This window comes from Bacillus tuaregi (genome assembly GCF_900104575.1).
Lineage (GTDB): Bacteria > Bacillota > Bacilli > Bacillales > Cytobacillaceae > Bacillus_BD > Bacillus_BD tuaregi.
The window spans coordinates 868,726-886,311 of record NZ_LT629731.1 but is presented as its reverse complement, the minus strand read 5'-3'; the positions used below and the strand labels follow the sequence as shown (position 1 = coordinate 886,311).

Here is a 17,586-nt window from a genome sequence, read left to right as displayed (position 1 = left end):
GAATTTTCACTTTTTTCACATAAAAATATTCACCCTTCTAATACTAATGTTGAGGTGAATAGAGTGAATTTAGCATGGATTTTAGGACTTTTTCTTGTTCTCCAGCAGCAGCAGGATTCTGATCAACTGACCATTACCTATGAAAATGAACCCATCATGATCATCAGTCAATCCGATTTAACTTCACCTATACCCGGATTCCCACTTCCGGATATGCAAAAGCTCAATCAGTTGTCAGATCAGCTCGATAGCCAGATTAGAAGAGAAGCAGTTGACGCCGAGATTGATGATTCAGGCCGGATTATTCCGGAGCAAGCGGGCATTGAATTGAACCAAAAAGCATTTATGGAGCAGCTTTTTACTTATTTTTATCAAAATGGTCCAGCTTCTACCCTGCCGGCTCCAACAAGGACTATATATCCCCGCGTTGATAGTGAAATACTGTCTAATATCAAGAACAAACGCATTGGCCATTATGTTACTTACTTTAATAGCCGAAATAAAGAACGGTCTCATAATATTTTTTTGGCCGCTGAAGCGATTGATAATTATGTTGTATTTCCTGGAGAAGTATTTTCCTTTAATAAAATAGTTGGCAAACGGACAAAGGAAAAGGGCTATTTATCGGCACCCATCATTGTCAAGGGAGAGCTTTCTGAAGGAATTGGCGGCGGTATTTGCCAGGTATCCTCTACTCTCTTTAACGCTGTAGACCGTTCCGGTATGAAAATAATGGAGCGGTACTCTCATAGTAAACGTGTCCGTTATGTTCCGCCTGGGCGTGATGCAACGGTCAGCTGGTACGGACCAGACTTTACCTTCAAGAATATATATAATGAACCAATTTTAATTAAAGCGAAGGCAATTCACGGTATGATGATTGTCCTTGTCTTTTCCTCAGATGAAATACAATTTCAACCTAATAAAATTCCGAATACAAAAAATAAACTACCACCTGAAACGAAAATAAATCAGGCAGGATAAGCTTTATTACCTTTCTTCTTTGAACCCGACAAGCATCCTCTATTGTTTTGTTGGGTTCTTTATTGTTCACACTTTTGTGACAACCGTCACCGTTGCTGTTTTTATTATTTTGTATAATAAATATGGGGCTTAATGTATTCAATATGAAATGTTCGAAAGCGTTTACGAATATATCTTACTAAACGATTCTTCATTTATGAAATAAACCCCAATTCGAAATCAAATTCGCCCGACGAATTTGCGTCCGGATTTTTATCGAGCTCGCTCGATAAACTACCTATAAAAAATCCGTGACATCCACCGGAGGCTTAACTTCATTCAGCCGGGGTTTGAACCCCCACTGAATCGAAGAACCATTTGCCTTCATCCCCCACTTGTAGAAGTGGAGGACTTTTGCTGAATGAAGTTAGAAGCACCATAATGATCCAAATGGGAGGAGTATGTATGGGAGAGACAACAAAGTTTAAAACCGTTTGCGGCTATTGCGGTACCGGCTGCGGATTAGTTGTTGAAGTAGAAGAAAACCGGATTGTCAAAATCCGTGGAGATAAAGATGCTCCTGTCAATAAAGGACAGACATGTGTGAAGGGTTCCTTTGCTTATGAATATGTTCATGCTAAAAGCCGTTTAACTTCACCGCTTATCCGTAAAGCCGGACAGCTGGTGGAAACCACTTGGGAAGAGGCTTATAGCTATATCGCTGATAAATTAAAAGCCATTAAGCTTGAATTTGGTCCAGAGGCGATTACGGCCTTTGCAACTGCCAGAAGTACGAATGAAGTAAACTATATAACGCAAAAATTCATGAGAGCAGCTATCGGCAGCAATAATATTGACGGCTGTAACCGAACCTGACACGCTCCAAGCGTTGCCGGTCTGGCAACTATATTTGGTAGTGGGTTTCCAACAAACACACTCGAGGACTTTGATCGTACAGAGGTCCTTTTACTAATGGGCTCCAATACAACAGAAGCACATCCGATTATTGCGAATCGAATGAAGAAGGCAGTCAAATCAGGGATGAAGCTGATTGTCATTGACCCGCGCAAAATTGACATGGTCAAAAGTGCTCATCGTCACCTGCCGCTTCATGTCGGGACAGATATTGCGCTGATGAATGCGATGATTCATGTCATTATTAATGAACAATTATATGACCCTGCTTTTATTGAAAACTATACAAATGACTTTGATAGATTAAAAGAAATGACGGAAAGGTATACACCGGAATATGCCGCTACGATAACCGGCTTGTCAGCACAGGATATTGTGGACACAGCAAGGGAGTACGCAACGGCAGACAGTGCCATGATTGCCTATACACTTGGGATTACAGAGCATCATTGCGGTGTCAACAATGTCTTTGATGTTGCCAATCTTGCCTTACTGACAGGCCATATTGGCAAAGAAGGCTGTGGAATTATGCCGCTGCGCGGACAAAACAATGTCCAAGGTGCCGGTGATATGGGCTGTCTTCCAAACCAGCTGCCAGGTGCTGTAAGCTTAACAAATGATGAGTACCGTGCCCGCTTCGAAAAGGCATGGAAGGTATCCATCAATCCCATCGCAGGCGATACGCAGACAAGAACCTTTGAGCGAATGGAACGCGGGGAAGTGAAAGCTCTTTATGTCATCGGTGAAAATCCACTGATGGCAGATGTTCATATGAACCATACAAAGCAGCTGCTGGAAAAGCTTGATTTGTTAATTGTGCAGGATATTTTCTTAACGGAAACAGCTAGGCTTGCTGATGTCGTTCTACCTGCAAGATCATGGGGCGAGGTGGAAGGAACCTATACGAACACCGACCGCCGCATTCAGCGTGTCCGCCAGGCAGTCACTCCACATCCAAATACGAAGGATGATTGGGAGATTTTATGTGATCTATCTACCCGGCTTGGTTACCCAATGAGCTATCAAAGCAGTGAAGAAATTTGGGATGAGCTAAGAGCACTTGCCTGGGAAATGTATGGAGGTATGCCATATTCCCGGCTTGATAAGGAATATAGTCTCCACTATCCTTGTCCTGATGAGTCACATCCAGGAACATTTATTCTTCACACGCGGTTCCATGAAAATAAGACTACAGATGCGCAATTGTCACCATTTGTACCTGTTACCTATACCGAGCCGCTTGAGCTTCCTGATGAAGAGTATCCATTTACACTAACAACAGGAAGAAGATATGAATCCTATAACACACATTCACAAACCCGTTTCTATGCAAGCGGAGTGAAGATAAAGCAAAAAGAGGAAAGCCTTGATATTCATCCACTCGATGCCGAAAGACTTGGCATTGAAACGGGTGATTTGGTTGAGGTATCGTCAAGACGGGGCACCCTTACCGTAAAAGTCAAGGTCACAGAGCAGGTTGCTCCAGGTCTTGTGTTCATGAGCTTCCATTTCAGTGACGTTCCAACAAATGTCTTAACGCTAAACGAATATGACCCTATTTCTGGAACCGCTGAATTTAAAGCATGTGCAGTAAGCATTAAATCATTAAAGGCATAATGGTTTCAATGCATTTCCCATTCCCCAGCTCCTGCTGATTACGAGTCAGCAGGAGTTTTATTTTTTCTTTTTTTTTAAAATAGGAATAGACAAGAGCGATTACGACATTACTAAAAAGGAGACTCATATTTTGTCGTATTTTATTGATTGCTTTTTATAATTTCTGTATAATCAGCCTGATTGGCTTTTCAATATTGATTAGGGGGGATTAGATTGGGAAAAGCGTTGATTATTGGCGCTGGCGGCGTAGCCAATGTTGTTGTACATAAATGCTGTCAGAACCCGGATGTCTTTGAGGAAATTTGTATTGCAAGCAGAACGCTTGCAAAATGTGAGGCAATAAAAAATAAAGTTGAGGGCGGCAAAACAAAAGTCACTACAGCACAAGTGGATGCTGACCATACTGAAGAAGTGATTGACCTCATAAAAAGCTTCAAACCAGATATAGTGATCAATGTTGCTCTCCCTTATCAAGATTTAACCATCATGGATGCTTGTCTTGCAACAGGTGTACATTATGTGGATACTGCAAATTATGAGCCGCCTGAGACTGCGAAATTTGAGTACAAGTGGCAATGGGCCTATAAAGAAAAGTTTGAGCAGTCCGGGCTGACCGCACTTCTTGGTAGCGGCTTTGATCCAGGTGTGACAGGCGTATTTACAGCCTATGCGCAAAAGCATTATTTTGACGAAATTCATACGATTGATATTGTCGATGCCAATGCAGGTGACCACGGATACCCATTTGCAACAAACTTTAACCCGGAAATTAATATTCGTGAAATAACCGCAAACGGCCGTTATTATGAGAATGGGGAATGGGTTGAAACACCGCCATTAGCAGAAAAAAAGGTCTATGATTTACCGGAAATCGGTCCTAAGGATATCTACCTGATGTACCATGAGGAATTAGAGTCTTTAGCCGTTCATATTAAAGGAGTTAAGCGCATTCGTTTTTGGATGACCTTCTCTGAACAGTATTTAACGCATTTAAAGGTACTTGAAAATGTTGGAATGACTTCCATCGAGCCAATCGAATTTGAAGGAAAAGAAATCATTCCCCTGCAGTTTCTTAAAGCCGTCCTCCCTGATCCAGCATCATTAGGACCAAGAACGAAAGGGAAAACCAATATCGGCTGTATTATTCAAGGTGTTAAGGATGGGAAACCGCAAACCTATTATGTGTACAATGTTTGTGACCATCAGGAATGCTATCGAGAAGTTGGCTCACAAGCCATTTCCTATACAACGGGTGTTCCAGCCATGATCGGTGCCATGCTTGTCATGAAAGGGATCTGGAAAAAGCCTGGTGTATACAATGTCGAAGAGTTTGACCCCGATCCATTTATGGACGAATTAAATAAAAATGGGCTGCCATGGCAAGAAAGCTTCTCGCCAACGCTATTAGATTGAGGTATATGAAATGAAGAAAATTGATTTTGCTGCTTTACCGTCACCTGCCTATGTGGTAGATGAAAGACTGTTAATAAAGAATCTTGAAATTTTAAACTCCGTTCAAGAGCGGACAGGATGCAGTATTCTGCTCGCACTAAAGGGATTTTCCATGCATTCTGTATTTCCTTTAGTTGGTCAATATTTAAAGGGTGTCACCTCCAGCTCCTTATTTGAGGCTCGCTTAGGCTATGAGAAAATGGGCAAGGAGGTTCATGCGTATGCCCCCGCCTATTCAGATGGTGAGATTGATGAGCTTTTAGGCTATGTTGATCATATTGTGTTCAATTCCTTTCCACAGTGGCAGAAATTTAAGGACAAGGTGAAGAACCATCCGAAAAAAATTGAAGCGGGGATTCGCATCAACCCGGAATATTCCGAGATTGAGACCGCACTGTATGACCCTTGCTATAAGTTTTCTCGACTTGGCGTTACCTTAGATAACTTTAAACCAGATGAGCTTGACGGGATTGACGGCTTGCATTTCCACACGATGTGTGAGCAGAATTCCGATACGCTTGCTCGTACGATCAAAGTGGTTGATGAAAAGTTTGGTGAGTATATAAAAGGAATGAAATGGCTGAACTTTGGTGGTGGTCATCATATTACAAGACCCGATTATGATATTGACACCTTAGTGGAATCCATTCTTTTTATGAAAAACAAATATGACGTGGATATCTATTTAGAGCCTGGTGAAGCGATTGCCTTGAATACCGGTTATCTTGTAACAACAGTGCTTGATATTGTTGATAATGGTATGCCAATTGCCATTCTTGATACATCCGCAACCTGCCATATGCCGGATGTACTCGAAATGCCGTATCGACCAACGATTATCGATGCCGGCAAGCCGAATGAGAATGAATACACGTACCGACTTGGCGGTATGACCTGCCTTGCTGGCGACGTGATTGGTGATTATTCCTTCAAACAGCCGTTAAAGCCTGGTGATAAGGTGGTCTTCACGGACATGGCCCACTATACAATGGTGAAAAACCATATGTTTAATGGGGTAAACCTGCCTTCTATCGCTTCCTATAATGATGAAGAAGGTATTAAAGTGATTAGACAGTTTGGCTTTGAGGATTATAGCAACCGATTATCATAATAATGACTCCATCAGTGGGGATTTTTTCCACTGATGGTTTGTTTAGATTAAATATTGATACATAATACGAGGCTTACTTTTATGAAAACAAATAAAAACTGTATTCTCTCTATCATGGAGTTTACAGCTTTTTTATGTACAAGAAATGTTCTACGAGGCTAATTTTTTTGACTTCAGCCTAATATTTTTCCTACTAAAATGCAAAATAAGAACTGCTGCTAAATGTCTGAAAAGGGGATGTTTGATTTGAAATGGCAAAAGACCTTATTATCTATGATTCAAGCTCGACAAGACAAAAAAATTGCACTCGCTGTCGATACCTCTACAAGCGAGGTTCCAACCATCCTGATTAATAATATCGTCAAGCTTTTTGAGACGGTAAAGCCTGATACCCTGCTCGTGCAAGCCGACTATAAAATAAGAAGCATTGCGCCGGTGAAGGCCGATACAATTAAATATCAAACCCATGGAAAAGCTTCCTACACTTTAGTATTAGAGTGGGCGGAGACAGAAAAGATTGATACCTTATTTTATATTACTGATGTGACCGGCTATATCTATGAGGACATGGAAAACGTAGATTATGAAATGTTTTGGCTTGTACCGGATGAATTCCTGCCAAAGGTCCCGTTTGGTAGAGCGATTAAGGTCGCTTCCTAAGGTAGACAAAGAGCGAGCAGTGATGTCACTGTTCGCTCGAATTAAGGTTTGAATATAGTCATAGAACCTTATTAATAGATAAATCTCCTTCCGTTCAACCTCTCCGTTCTAAATCTAGCAGTAGCTTTTTCATCTCTAATCCGCCCCGAAAACCGGTTAAGGCACCATTTTTTCCAACAACACGATGGCAGGGAATAGAAATAAGAATCGGGTTTTTCCCAATCGCTGTCCCTACAGCTCGGACTGCTGAAGGCTTTTGGATATGCTGGGCAATATCTGAATAGGATTTCGTTACTCCATATGGAATTTCACAAAGCGCCTTCCAGACAGCCTGTTGAAACTCAGTTCCTTGATAGTCAAAGGGTATGGAAAAGCTTGTGCGGGTACCTTCAAGGTATTCCTTGATTTGCGCGATATAGGGCTGAAGCTTCTTGGCATCTTCCACCAATGTACTTCCCGGAATCGCCTTTTGGGACCAGCTCGTTACTTCATCAAAGGGCTTATTAAGTGACCCGACAAAGCAAAGCCCCTTTTCGGTTGCAGCCAAATACATTTTCCAGTAGTTATGTTCTAGTAAGGACCAATAGATGATTTCATTGTTCTGATGTTTCACTGTGGAACCCTCCTTTGGATCATTATCGCTAGACTTATACCTTATTGTTTTATTGGTAAAATTATATAGGATACGAAGAGGGTATCTCAATTTCTTCTGAAATTTGAGTCGCTACCTCGAACGCCATATATCAATTCTCCAAAATATTATATAATAAAAGTAGGAAAATACTTCATTTGCTTTGACTGCGCTTCTTCTAATTTTAATTGAAAGAGGTTGAGGACATGAACAAAAGGAAGTTTTTACCTACTGTTACTGGGGCCATATTGTTGTTTGTGGGAATCGGAGCAGCAGCTGGTGGATTGGGGGCCATTTTAGACCCGAGCGGTGAGAGTATGGGTGTTCAGCTCGCGCTTCTAGAGAATTCCCCGTTTGAGAACTATTTAATTCCTGCTATCTTCTTATTCTTTGTTAATGGAATCGGCAGCTTAATGGTCTCTTATTTAGCTTTTAAGAATTATCGTTATGCCGGAATGCTCACTATGATTCTTGGATTTATTTTGGTTCTGTGGATTTTAGCTCAATTATATTGGCTAAGCGGAGTTAATTGGCTGCATTACGCTTTCTTGGGAATCGGATTGCTGGAAATGATTCTTGGATTTCTCTTCCATATGCGCCGGAATGGGTATACCTTGTTTCGTAACCATCCACGTTCCCATGCACATTAACGAAATAATTTTAAGGGTGTCTTAAGTGACACCCTTTTTGTATCAACATGATTTTGCCTGCTTATAAACCCACCACAGTCCTTTCTCCCCATCGGAGATATATCTTCCAAAAGTTTACTCCTATACTATTTTTTATAGTATTATAAATAAAGTCTATTGAAGAGAATCACAAATGGAGATGAATGTAAATTGCTTAAATTAATACGTTATTTAAGGCCATATCAACTTTTGATTGTTCTTGTGCTTGCCCTCATCTTTTTCCAATCTCTGTCTGAATTGTATTTACCGACTTTAATGGCAGATATTATTGATAAGGGTGTGGTCCACCAGGACATCCCTTACATTTGGAAAATAGGTGGCTACATGCTCTTGGTGGCTGCTCTTGGTACTCTCTGTGCGATAGCTGCCAGTTACTATAGCGCAAAAGTATCAATGTCGTTCGGGAAAGACCTGCGTCACAGGATTTTTACCCATGTTGAAAACTTTACCCTCCAGGAGTTTGATCAATTTGGAACGGCATCATTAATTACTAGAACAACAAACGATATTACACAGGTCCAGCAGGTCGTTAATATGATTCTTCGCATGATGGTAACGGCGCCAATCATGGCAGTAGGCGGTATCATCATGGCTTTCTCTCAGGACCCGGAATTGACGAAAATTTTTCTTGTGGCTATACCGGTTCTTTTTGCTGTCATTTTACTTACCGTATGGAAGGGTATTCCATTATTTAAGCTTGTTCAGAAACGGCTGGATCAGGTGAATCGTGTATTACGGGAAAATTTAACCGGAATTCGAGTCATTCGTTCCTTTAACCGAATTGCCTTTGAAAAGAAGCGATTTCAACGGGCAAATGCTGATTTAACTGACACCTCCATCAAAGTGAATAAAATCATGGCTCTGTTAATGCCTGCCTTAATGCTGATAATGAACTACACCGTTATCTCCATTATTTGGTTCGGAGCCGTTCGAATTGATACAGGGGATATGCAGGTTGGAGGCTTAATGGCGTTCATTCAGTACGCGATGCAAATTATGTTTTCAATGATTATGCTGTCGATGATGTTTGTCATGATACCACGTGCCTCAGCCTCTGCAGTGCGGATTCAGGAAGTGCTGCAAATGCAGCCTGATATGCAGGAAACCTCCAACCCGGTTAGTCCCCAAAGGAAGGGCTATCTAGAATTCCGGAATGTGACATTCAGCTATCCAGGTGCTGAGGTTCCTGCCCTGAAAAACCTAACATTTCAAGCAGGCCCCGGTGAAACTACTGCCATTATCGGCGGGACAGGTTCAGGCAAGTCTACATTGCTGAAGCTGATTCCCCGTTTCTATGAAACAGATTCCGGTGCGATTCTTGTCGATGGAATAGACATCAAGGACATGACGCTAGAAACTCTTCGTGGAAAAATTGGCCTCGTACCGCAAAAGGCTGTTCTTTTTACTGGAACAGTGAAGGAAAATCTGTTGTTCGGTAATGAAAACAGTTCAGATGAAGAACTACTTGAGGCTGTTCAGACAGCACAGGCCGATGAGTTTGTCTCAAAGCTAGAAAAAGGACTAGAATCGACTATTTCCCAAGGCGGGACTAATCTATCCGGAGGACAGAAGCAGCGTCTGTCCATTGCTAGAGCTCTTGTAAGAAAGCCGGAGATTTACTTGTTTGATGATAGTTTTTCTGCGTTAGATTACAAAACAGATGCTAAGCTGCGTGCAGCTTTAAAGCGTGAAACGAGAAATGCGGCCCTATTGATTGTGGCACAGCGGGTGTCAACAGTCAGGGACGCTGACCAAATTATAGTTCTTGATGAAGGTAATGTGGCGGGAATCGGCTCCCATAATGAATTGATAAGAACCTGCCGAGTCTATCAGGAAATTGTCTCTTCTCAAGCCACAGAGGAGGAATTAGCATGAGTAAGGAAAAACAACCTGCTAAGCATCAGGGGCCCGGTTTTGGACCGCATGGAGGGATGGGGCTCCCTGTGCAAAAGGCAAAGGATTTTAAAGGAACGTTAAAAAGATTAATCCGCTATTTAGCTCCCTATCGATTTCGATTACTAACGGTTTTAATTGCCGCCATCCTCAGTACGGTATTTTCCATATTAGGACCAAAACTACTCGGAATGGCGACAACGAAAATTTTTGAAGGAATGATGGACAAATTCAACGGCATTCCTGGTGCCGGAATTGATTTCGACTATCTCTTTCGAATCCTCGGGCTGTTAGCCGGACTTTATTTACTCAGCTCCTTGTTCGGCTGGATTCAGCAGTATGTGATGGCCAGTGTTGCGCAAAGAACCGTCTATACGTTAAGGGAGGAAGCTGAGGCAAAAATAAATAGGCTACCTCTTAAATACTTTGATGGCACAACAACAGGAGAAACCTTAAGCCGAATTGTCAATGATGTCGATACTATTAGTACAACACTGCAGCAAAGCTTGACGCAGATCATAACCTCTATCGTCACCATTATTGGGGTTATCATTATGATGCTTACGATAAGTCCTGTTATGACACTGATACTGCTTGTTACCCTGCCGCTAAGTGCGGTCATCACGATGTTTGTTGCTAAAAAATCACAACGGTATTTTGTCGGACAGCAAAAAACATTAGGGCAATTAAGTGGTCATGTCGAAGAGATGTATACCGGACATGAGATTATCAAAGCGTTCAGCTATGAAAAAAAGGCAATTAAGAAATTTACGGATATCAACGAAGAATTGTATCAGCATAGTTGGAGAGCCCAATTCATCTCCGGCATTATCATGCCCTTGATGTCATTTGTCGGGAACTTCGCCTATGTTCTGATTAGTATTGTCGGCGGTGTGTTTGTCACCAAAGGATTTATTTCAGTCGGGGATATCCAAGCATTTATTCAGTATTCACGCCAGTTTACACAGCCTATAGCTCAAACAGCCAACATTGCCAACATTATTCAAGCAACTGTTGCCTCTGCTGAAAGGGTGTTTGAATTTTTGGATGAAGAGGAACAGGTTCCGGAAGCGAGTGAGACCAAAGTGATTACCTTGCCAAAGGGCAGAGTTTCATTTGCGCATGTTGACTTTGGCTATACGGAGGATCAATTACTGATTGAGGATATGAATCTAACTGTTCGGCCTGGTCAAACCGTCGCCATTGTTGGGCCAACAGGTGCTGGAAAAACGACGCTCGTTAACCTATTGATGCGTTTCTATGAAATCAATAAGGGTCATATTACGATTGATGGGATCGATATCACGGAGCTAAAGCGCGGCGATTTACACAGCCTGTTTGGGATGGTGCTACAGGATACATGGCTGTTTCATGGCAGTATTGCCGACAATATTGCCTATGGTCGTGAAGGTGCTTCCGATGATGATGTCATTCAAGCCGCAAAGGCAGCACACGCTGACCATTTTATTCGGACGCTGCCGGATGGCTATGATACCATCCTGAACGAAGAAGCTACCAATATCTCTCAAGGTCAAAAGCAATTATTAACCATTGCCCGCGCTATTTTAGCTGACCCACCGATATTAATCTTAGACGAAGCAACAAGCAGTGTAGACACTCGGACAGAGATACATATTCAAAACGCGATGAATCATTTAATGAAAGGCCGGACCAGCTTTGTCATTGCCCATCGCTTGTCTACAATTAAGGATGCTGACGTAATCCTTGTGATGAATGAGGGTAAGGTGATTGAACAAGGAAACCATAAAGAATTGGTAGCACAAAATGGGTTTTATGCGGAGCTATATCACAGCCAATTCTCCGGACAGAATGCTGATCAATCTATAGGCTAAAAAAAGAGGCCCGCAGTTCGATTCTAAGAACCTGCGCTAGCCTCTCTTTTTTTTATTTATTCTTCACACCTCAACATTTACTCAATCATTCCCGTACTCTTGATTCCTACGTTAACCTTTACATCTAATGTTAAGTTAGGATATATTTCTTGTTTCCAGTTCGAAAAAAGATCCTTATGATGTAATCGAGTTGCCTTGTAACGTAGTCCGAAGCCGATGGGATCCGTGTTCTTTTCCTGCAACGTCGTAAACAAATCGTGAACCCAATTCTCCACTTCTTTCCCCGCAAAGCTTCCCAATTCATCTAATTTTCTTCCATTTATGTACTGATCCGATTCTTCGATGATTCCAACTAAATCCACGTTCATTTTTACTACCGGCTTAGATTTGTTTGAAGTCACAATTTTATAGTTCGATTTAAGTGAGTCAATCGATATGATGTATTCAAGGTCCTCTTTTTTAACCTTGATCTCCATTTTATTGAGGTTATTCCTCAGCATGTTATAGATTTTGGTTTGTCTCGGATTCAGCTCTAACGGCTCTCTCCGTCCAGTTAAGATAAGAAGGTGATTGACAATTAAGCTGGTGCTTTTTTTATTCACCTGTATAACCGGCAGGACTGGATCAATTCCGTGCTCCTTCATTCTTCGTCTTAATTCAAAAAGATAAGTAGTCACAATATAGGGACTTTCTACACCCGTTTCGGCAAAAAGATTAAATAACGAGACCGATGCCGGCATCTCTGATTTTGGTTCTGTTTTTAACACCTTTTCAGCGGTTGGATCGCCAACCGCCACCCATGTTATTCGTTGAAAGTCTCTTCTTCTTAAAAACATATCCGTAATTTCACTTACATCATCATTCATCAGCGCCTTTCCAATCACTATCGTCTTCAGATGACCAAAGTCAAATTCTTTATCGACATAGGTCTTCAACTGGCGGATCGCGTCTGCCAGCTTTGTGCTCTCTTTCGTTACATAAGTATACATGGTGGCGGTTGCTTCTTTTAATGAGCCAGAAGGCAAGGCTAGCTTCAAGGTTACCTTGTAGCGATTTTCTTTGCCTTCAGCTTGGTCAACACCAATCGCTAATACAAACAATCGTTTATCAATGTCTTTAAAACCACAGCCGGTCTGTAGAAGACTATTTCCAACGAGAACCAGCGCAAGGAAGGTGAATTTCCACTTTCGCAGATTAACTTTCACGCCTTAGCCCTCCTTCTGATCATCCAGAATAATAGGAACATTACTGTTAGAAGAGCAGGAAACAAATTATAAAAATAGCTTGTATATTTAACAAGCTGGTATTCCGATAAATAAGTTACAACCCGTAGGCTTATGATCCAAAAAAGAACAAGGAAAAGATGGGAGGTAAGATTGTGTTTTTTCCATTGGAATTTCTCGAAATAAATCACATTCTTTAATACCTCTAGCGCAACATGCCAATGAGTTAACATGCTAGCAAATGTAATCGCTAAAAAAAGTGTTAACACCACGAATAACACACGCTCAATAATCCCATAACGAAATTGCAGAGTATCGGAGGCGGTAATGCCAGGATTTATCACGGTTCCGACATTCTCAAATCCAAGCAGGCCGATTGGCGAAAAATAACTTGTTAGCAGCACACCCGCCCCAAATAAACCAATAATAACAACCGATTTCCAAGACATCTCTTGTTTTTTTGTCAGTACTTGATTAAAAATGATTAAATTTGCTGGACCCCAAAAAATAAACGAAGCGGCACAAATCGAATCATAGGTCGGATAATTCTGTATATGCATCACGGCAACCATGACATAATCTATTTCAAAATAATCAGTTGTAAAGCCTTTAAAAATCAACAGCATAATAAAGGGAACGGTAAAAATAAAAATCAATTCTAGTATATATAGAATTTTTTTTGACTTCATTAAAGCTCCATAGTAAATAAAGAGCAATATCATGGATACGATATACGTTAAATTCGCATTAGGTGCTAAGAAGCGTTTAATAAAAAACGAATACATCACAACGGAAAGGAGTCCTGCAACAAACCAAACAACACCTATTATGAATAAAAAGGGGAGTTTAATCCATTTAGGTATATAATCATCCATTAATTCCGGCAACCCCTTCCCAGGGTAATTCTGATAAAAACGCCCAATTAAATAACAAACCACTAGGCCAATTGGAACAGAAACAAGTATGCTTACTATCGCTCCACCGTCTCTTTCCATCAATAGTATTTTCGGCATCGAAGCAGTCATGCTCGTTACCATATTAATAAAGGTTATATAGTAAAAATAGCGGCTCATGTTGTATCCCCCTTTATTTCAGCCGTTTTCCTTTGAATATACAGCTTAAAATAGGGCTCTCCGAAGCTTTCCATGTTCGCCATATACATAAAGAAGCCAAGTAAAAATAAGACTAATCCCAGCAATCCGCCAATCGTCGCAAACAGAAGTACACCGTATTTAATAATTCGAACGGCAAAGCCCATTTCGTTAATCGGAATCACAAAGGTGGAAATAGCCATTGCGGATACAATGATAATCATAATCGTAGAGGTCAAGGCAGCCTCTGTTGCAGCCGTTCCCAAAATCAAGCCCCCTACCGTTGTGGCCGTGCCAGCAATCACCTTTGGCAGGCGAATACTTGCTTCAATTAACAGCTCCATTACAATTAACATAAAAAGTACCTCGATGAAGGACGGATAGGGAACACCGATGCGGCTACCTGACACAGATAGCGCTAATTCAAACCGGAAAACCTCGGGATTATAGGAGGTGATGGCAACATAGAGGGCGGGCAATGTTAAACAAATAATTAACCTAAGTACCGCAGGAATTTATTAAAAATCGTCAACCAATACGGTCGGTAATTATCTTCTGTTGCCGACATAAAGTCAAAAAATATAGCAGGTGCAATCAGCGATACCGGATTACCGTCAAGTAATAACACCACCTTACCGCCTGCGATATTATAGATAATTCGATCGGTTCGTTCTGTTAACATCGAAATCGGTAAGAGCGACCGTTTCTTTTCATTCAATAGCCGCTGCATCTCAGCCGTTGTTTGTATTAAGGGAGTATGCTTGATCGACATGACTTTCTTTTTTATTTTTTCTAGGACATCCTCATTCACAAATTCGCTGTCATACATAATGGCAAGGGATTGATTTGACTTTTCACCAATATCCTGAGTTTCCACTATAAGTGAAGGCTTATGATAACGCTGGCGAATTAAATTGATATTGGTTGCGATATCCTCACTTAAGGCTAATTCCGGTCCCTGAATAGTGGGTTCAAGATTCACCTGCTGTACTGAATCAGTATTCACCTTTTTCATATCTAACAGGAGAATACTTTCCTGTACGACCACGATAATAGCACCTTTTGTAAGTTGATCGAGTAGCTGTTCCTTACCTGTTATCTCCATCTGCTGTGGGAGAGAGGTGATATAGGCTTTAAAATGCTGCTCGTTGGGTAGCTCAAAAAATGGCTTGATTACATATTCCTGGAGTTCGGTACCATTTACAACTGTTTTAATGTATAAAAGCAAGGCTCTTTTGTCTTCGATTTCTAATTTTTTCTTCATGAAGTCAAAGGAGGCTTCAAATTCCTCTGCAATAAAGTCCACCATCTCTTGTATCGACAGGGCATCCTTCATTCTTTTCACATTAAGCACCCCTTTCATGGTCCTATAAACAGGACTAATTTCTTGAAAGACCTTCATTCATTAGTCATGCTTATCGTTACCAAAAGTGGTTATTTCATGCCAAAATGATAGCAAACTCCAAACAGAAAAACTCGTTATCTAAAATGATAACGAGTGTTTTAAAATGGCTAGGCCTCCGATTCTCATGACAGCTTTAAGGATTCCATAATATGATTAGCAGCTTCCTCTTCATTTAAGTGATCCGTACTCACCTTAATGTGACTTAGAGAATAAGCCTTTTGCCTGCTGTAAAATAATTCTTCGATTTCCTCCAGGCTTTTATTTTGCAAAACAGGCCGGCTGTCGAGGATCAGGCTGAGCCGCTCCTTCCAGGCTTCCCACGATAAATCAAGGAAAATAACATGGCTATTCTCCAAACAGGCTTGTCTTATTTCTTCATTTAGGAAGGCACCACCGCCTAATGAAATAACCTGAGAGGGCTGTTTGCTCAAGGATATGGACAAAGCTTTCTCCCGCTCACGAAAGGTCTTCTCTCCATAGGCTTCGAATATCTCTCTCGGAGTCATGCCAAACTCCTTTTCAATCACTTCATCGACATCAATAAAATCACGATTTAACTTTTCTGCAACCAGCTTGCCTATCGTTGTTTTTCCAACCCCCATGAACCCAACAAAAACAATGCTTTTTTCATGTAGCGGTAATTCACGCTCTCTCATATAAATGTTTATCTCCTCTTATTCTTTTTCTGAAAAATTAGTTTTAAATACGATAATTATATAGTAGACCTTATTCATTGTAAAAGAAATGAGAATGATCTATTTTCATGATGAGAATTACTTTTTACTGTGCCTTGAGGTTAACTGCTGAAAAATACTATTGATTATGATATACTAATATAGTAAAACATGCGGGTGTAGTTTAATGGTAGAATACCAGCTTCCCAAGCTGATGACGGGGGTTCGATTCCCCTCACCCGCTCCATATGATGGAGAAGTACCCAAGTGGTCTAAGGGGGCGCACTCGAAATGCGTTAGGGCGGGCAACCGTTGCGTGGGTTCGAATCCCACCTTCTCCGTTAACGGAGAAAAGGCAAACCAAACAGACGGTTTGCCTTTTCTATTTTAACAGCAATCCCTTTAATGCAAAGGATACATTCTGCGGCCTTTCGGCTAGTCTCCGCATATAATAGGCAAACCAATCATTGCCATAGGGTACATAAATCCTCATTTTATAGCCCTCGTTTGCAAGATTCTGCTGCATTTCTGTCCTGAAGCCATAGAGCATTTGAAATTCAAACTGATTCCTCGAAATGCTTTGCTCCTCAACAAATGAGATAACCTGAGCAATGATTTGATGATCATGGGTCGCCACCGCAGTATAGCTTCCACTAAGCAAATGAAGCTTAATCAGCTTGATAAAATTTTCATCAATTTCCTTTTTACTTTGGAAAGCAACTTTTGGAGACTCTTTATAGGCTCCTTTTACTAACCGCAATGGTACCCCCTGAAGCTGCCTCATATCCTCCTCCGCACATCGTAAATAGGCTTGAATGACCGTCCCGACATTTGGATAGCTTTCTCTTAGGTGTTGTAAAATTTCTAAGGTTACTTTGTAATGTGAATAATCCTCCATGTCAATTCTGACAAAGTTCCCATATTTTCTCGCCGTTTCTAAAATCCTTCTCATATTTTGAACACAGAATTCTCGGTCGATATCGACACCTAGCTGAGTCATTTTAACGGATAAATGGCTATTTAATCCCTCCTTCGCGATAGCCTCTAATGTCTGAATAGCGGCCGCTGTTGCCGACTCGGCCTCCTCCTTGCTGTTTACAAATTCACCTAAATGATCAAGTGTACACAGCAAGCCTCTCTCATTTAATTCCCGTACTTTCCCTACCATCATTTCAATCGAATTTCCCGCAACAACCTGCGACGCACCGAGCTTTAATCCCCATTTTTTCGCCGCTCTGTTCAACATTTTATTTTTTGATAAATAAAGGAAAAATCCCTTTGATAAGGCTGATAACATAATAAGATCCCTCCTTCTAGAAGGTCATGATCCTATGCCAAAAGGGACCCTTTCAGCCGTATCGAAAAGAATCCCTTATTTATGAAAATAACCTATCGTTACTGTGCTGGTC

At 41.1% G+C, this 17,586-nt stretch carries 13 protein-coding genes, 2 tRNA genes and 1 pseudogene; 10 read left to right on the top strand and 6 right to left on the bottom strand.

Going from position 1 to position 17,586, the window contains the following annotated elements; translation table 11 throughout:
- Positions 1–63 precede the first annotated feature (63 nt).
- From BQ5321_RS06485 to BQ5321_RS06460, 5 genes are all read left to right on the top strand, one after another.
- Positions 64–984 carry a VanW family protein gene (locus tag BQ5321_RS06485; RefSeq protein WP_071393734.1) on the top strand — a complete coding sequence of 307 codons (921 nt, stop codon included), beginning with the start codon at positions 64–66 and terminating at the stop codon, positions 982–984.
- A gap of 420 nt (positions 985–1,404) precedes the next feature.
- Positions 1,405–3,495 carry a formate dehydrogenase subunit alpha gene (fdhF, locus tag BQ5321_RS06475; protein WP_315970114.1) on the top strand — a complete coding sequence of 697 codons (2,091 nt, stop codon included), beginning with the start codon at positions 1,405–1,407 and terminating at the stop codon, positions 3,493–3,495.
- Between the two features lie 213 nt (positions 3,496–3,708).
- Complete coding sequence (locus BQ5321_RS06470) at positions 3,709–4,908, top strand: saccharopine dehydrogenase family protein (protein WP_071393731.1); 1,200 nt, start codon at positions 3,709–3,711, stop codon at positions 4,906–4,908.
- Between the two features lie 10 nt (positions 4,909–4,918).
- Entirely contained in the window at positions 4,919–6,058 is a 1,140-nt protein-coding gene (nspC, locus tag BQ5321_RS06465) for a carboxynorspermidine decarboxylase (RefSeq protein WP_071393730.1), read from the top strand.
- 246 nt (positions 6,059–6,304) lie between these two features.
- Positions 6,305–6,718, top strand: coding sequence for a VWA-like domain-containing protein (locus tag BQ5321_RS06460; RefSeq protein WP_071393729.1), 414 nt, complete (start codon positions 6,305–6,307; stop codon positions 6,716–6,718).
- A gap of 94 nt (positions 6,719–6,812) precedes the next feature.
- Here BQ5321_RS06460 and BQ5321_RS06455 read toward each other — a convergent pair whose 3' ends face one another.
- Positions 6,813–7,331: a methylated-DNA--[protein]-cysteine S-methyltransferase gene (locus tag BQ5321_RS06455; protein ID WP_071393728.1), complete on the bottom strand. Its 519-nt coding sequence runs from the start codon at positions 7,329–7,331 to the stop codon at positions 6,813–6,815.
- A gap of 224 nt (positions 7,332–7,555) precedes the next feature.
- Between BQ5321_RS06455 and BQ5321_RS06450 the strand changes: the two genes are divergently transcribed.
- The 3 genes from BQ5321_RS06450 (at position 7,556) to BQ5321_RS06440 (ending at position 11,784) form a co-directional block, all read left to right on the top strand.
- On the top strand, positions 7,556–7,999 hold the full coding sequence (locus tag BQ5321_RS06450; RefSeq protein ID WP_071393727.1) for a hypothetical protein: 444 nt from the start codon (positions 7,556–7,558) through the stop codon (positions 7,997–7,999).
- 189 nt (positions 8,000–8,188) lie between these two features.
- Positions 8,189–9,913 (top strand): ABC transporter ATP-binding protein, encoded by a 1,725-nt coding sequence (locus tag BQ5321_RS06445; RefSeq protein WP_071393726.1) that lies wholly within the window; start codon positions 8,189–8,191, stop codon positions 9,911–9,913.
- Positions 9,910–11,784 carry an ABC transporter ATP-binding protein gene (locus tag BQ5321_RS06440; protein WP_071393725.1) on the top strand — a complete coding sequence of 625 codons (1,875 nt, stop codon included), beginning with the start codon at positions 9,910–9,912 and terminating at the stop codon, positions 11,782–11,784. Before BQ5321_RS06445 ends, BQ5321_RS06440 begins: the two co-directional genes overlap by 4 nt.
- Positions 11,785–11,861: 77 nt before the next feature.
- On the opposite strand, the gene BQ5321_RS06435 is transcribed toward BQ5321_RS06440, so the two are convergent.
- The 4 genes and pseudogenes from BQ5321_RS06435 to BQ5321_RS06420 form a co-directional block, all read right to left on the bottom strand.
- Positions 11,862–12,989, bottom strand: a complete 1,128-nt coding sequence (locus BQ5321_RS06435; protein WP_071393724.1) for a Ger(x)C family spore germination protein — start codon at positions 12,987–12,989, stop codon at positions 11,862–11,864.
- The gene (locus BQ5321_RS06430; protein WP_071393723.1) at positions 12,986–14,080 is read right to left on the bottom strand and encodes a GerAB/ArcD/ProY family transporter; all 1,095 of its coding nucleotides are present in this window, start codon (positions 14,078–14,080) and stop codon (positions 12,986–12,988) included. Before BQ5321_RS06430 ends, BQ5321_RS06435 begins: the two co-directional genes overlap by 4 nt.
- Positions 14,077–15,362 (bottom strand): annotated as a pseudogene (locus BQ5321_RS06425) (spore germination protein). The gene BQ5321_RS06430 and the pseudogene BQ5321_RS06425 overlap by 4 nt, the downstream one beginning before the upstream one ends.
- A 263-nt stretch (positions 15,363–15,625) precedes the next feature.
- A complete protein-coding gene (locus tag BQ5321_RS06420; protein ID WP_071393722.1) occupies positions 15,626–16,159 on the bottom strand; it encodes a shikimate kinase in 534 nt (177 codons plus the stop codon).
- A gap of 191 nt (positions 16,160–16,350) precedes the next feature.
- Between BQ5321_RS06420 and BQ5321_RS06415 the strand changes: the two genes are divergently transcribed.
- Both BQ5321_RS06415 and BQ5321_RS06410 read left to right on the top strand, forming a co-directional pair.
- Positions 16,351–16,424, top strand: a tRNA-Gly gene (locus tag BQ5321_RS06415).
- A 6-nt stretch (positions 16,425–16,430) separates the two neighbouring features.
- Positions 16,431–16,518: transfer RNA gene (locus BQ5321_RS06410), tRNA-Ser, on the top strand.
- A 41-nt stretch (positions 16,519–16,559) separates the two neighbouring features.
- Here the strand turns inward: BQ5321_RS06410 and BQ5321_RS06405 are convergent.
- Positions 16,560–17,474 carry a proline dehydrogenase family protein gene (locus BQ5321_RS06405; RefSeq protein WP_071393721.1) on the bottom strand — a complete coding sequence of 305 codons (915 nt, stop codon included), beginning with the start codon at positions 17,472–17,474 and terminating at the stop codon, positions 16,560–16,562.
- Positions 17,475–17,586: the final 112 nt, after the last annotated feature.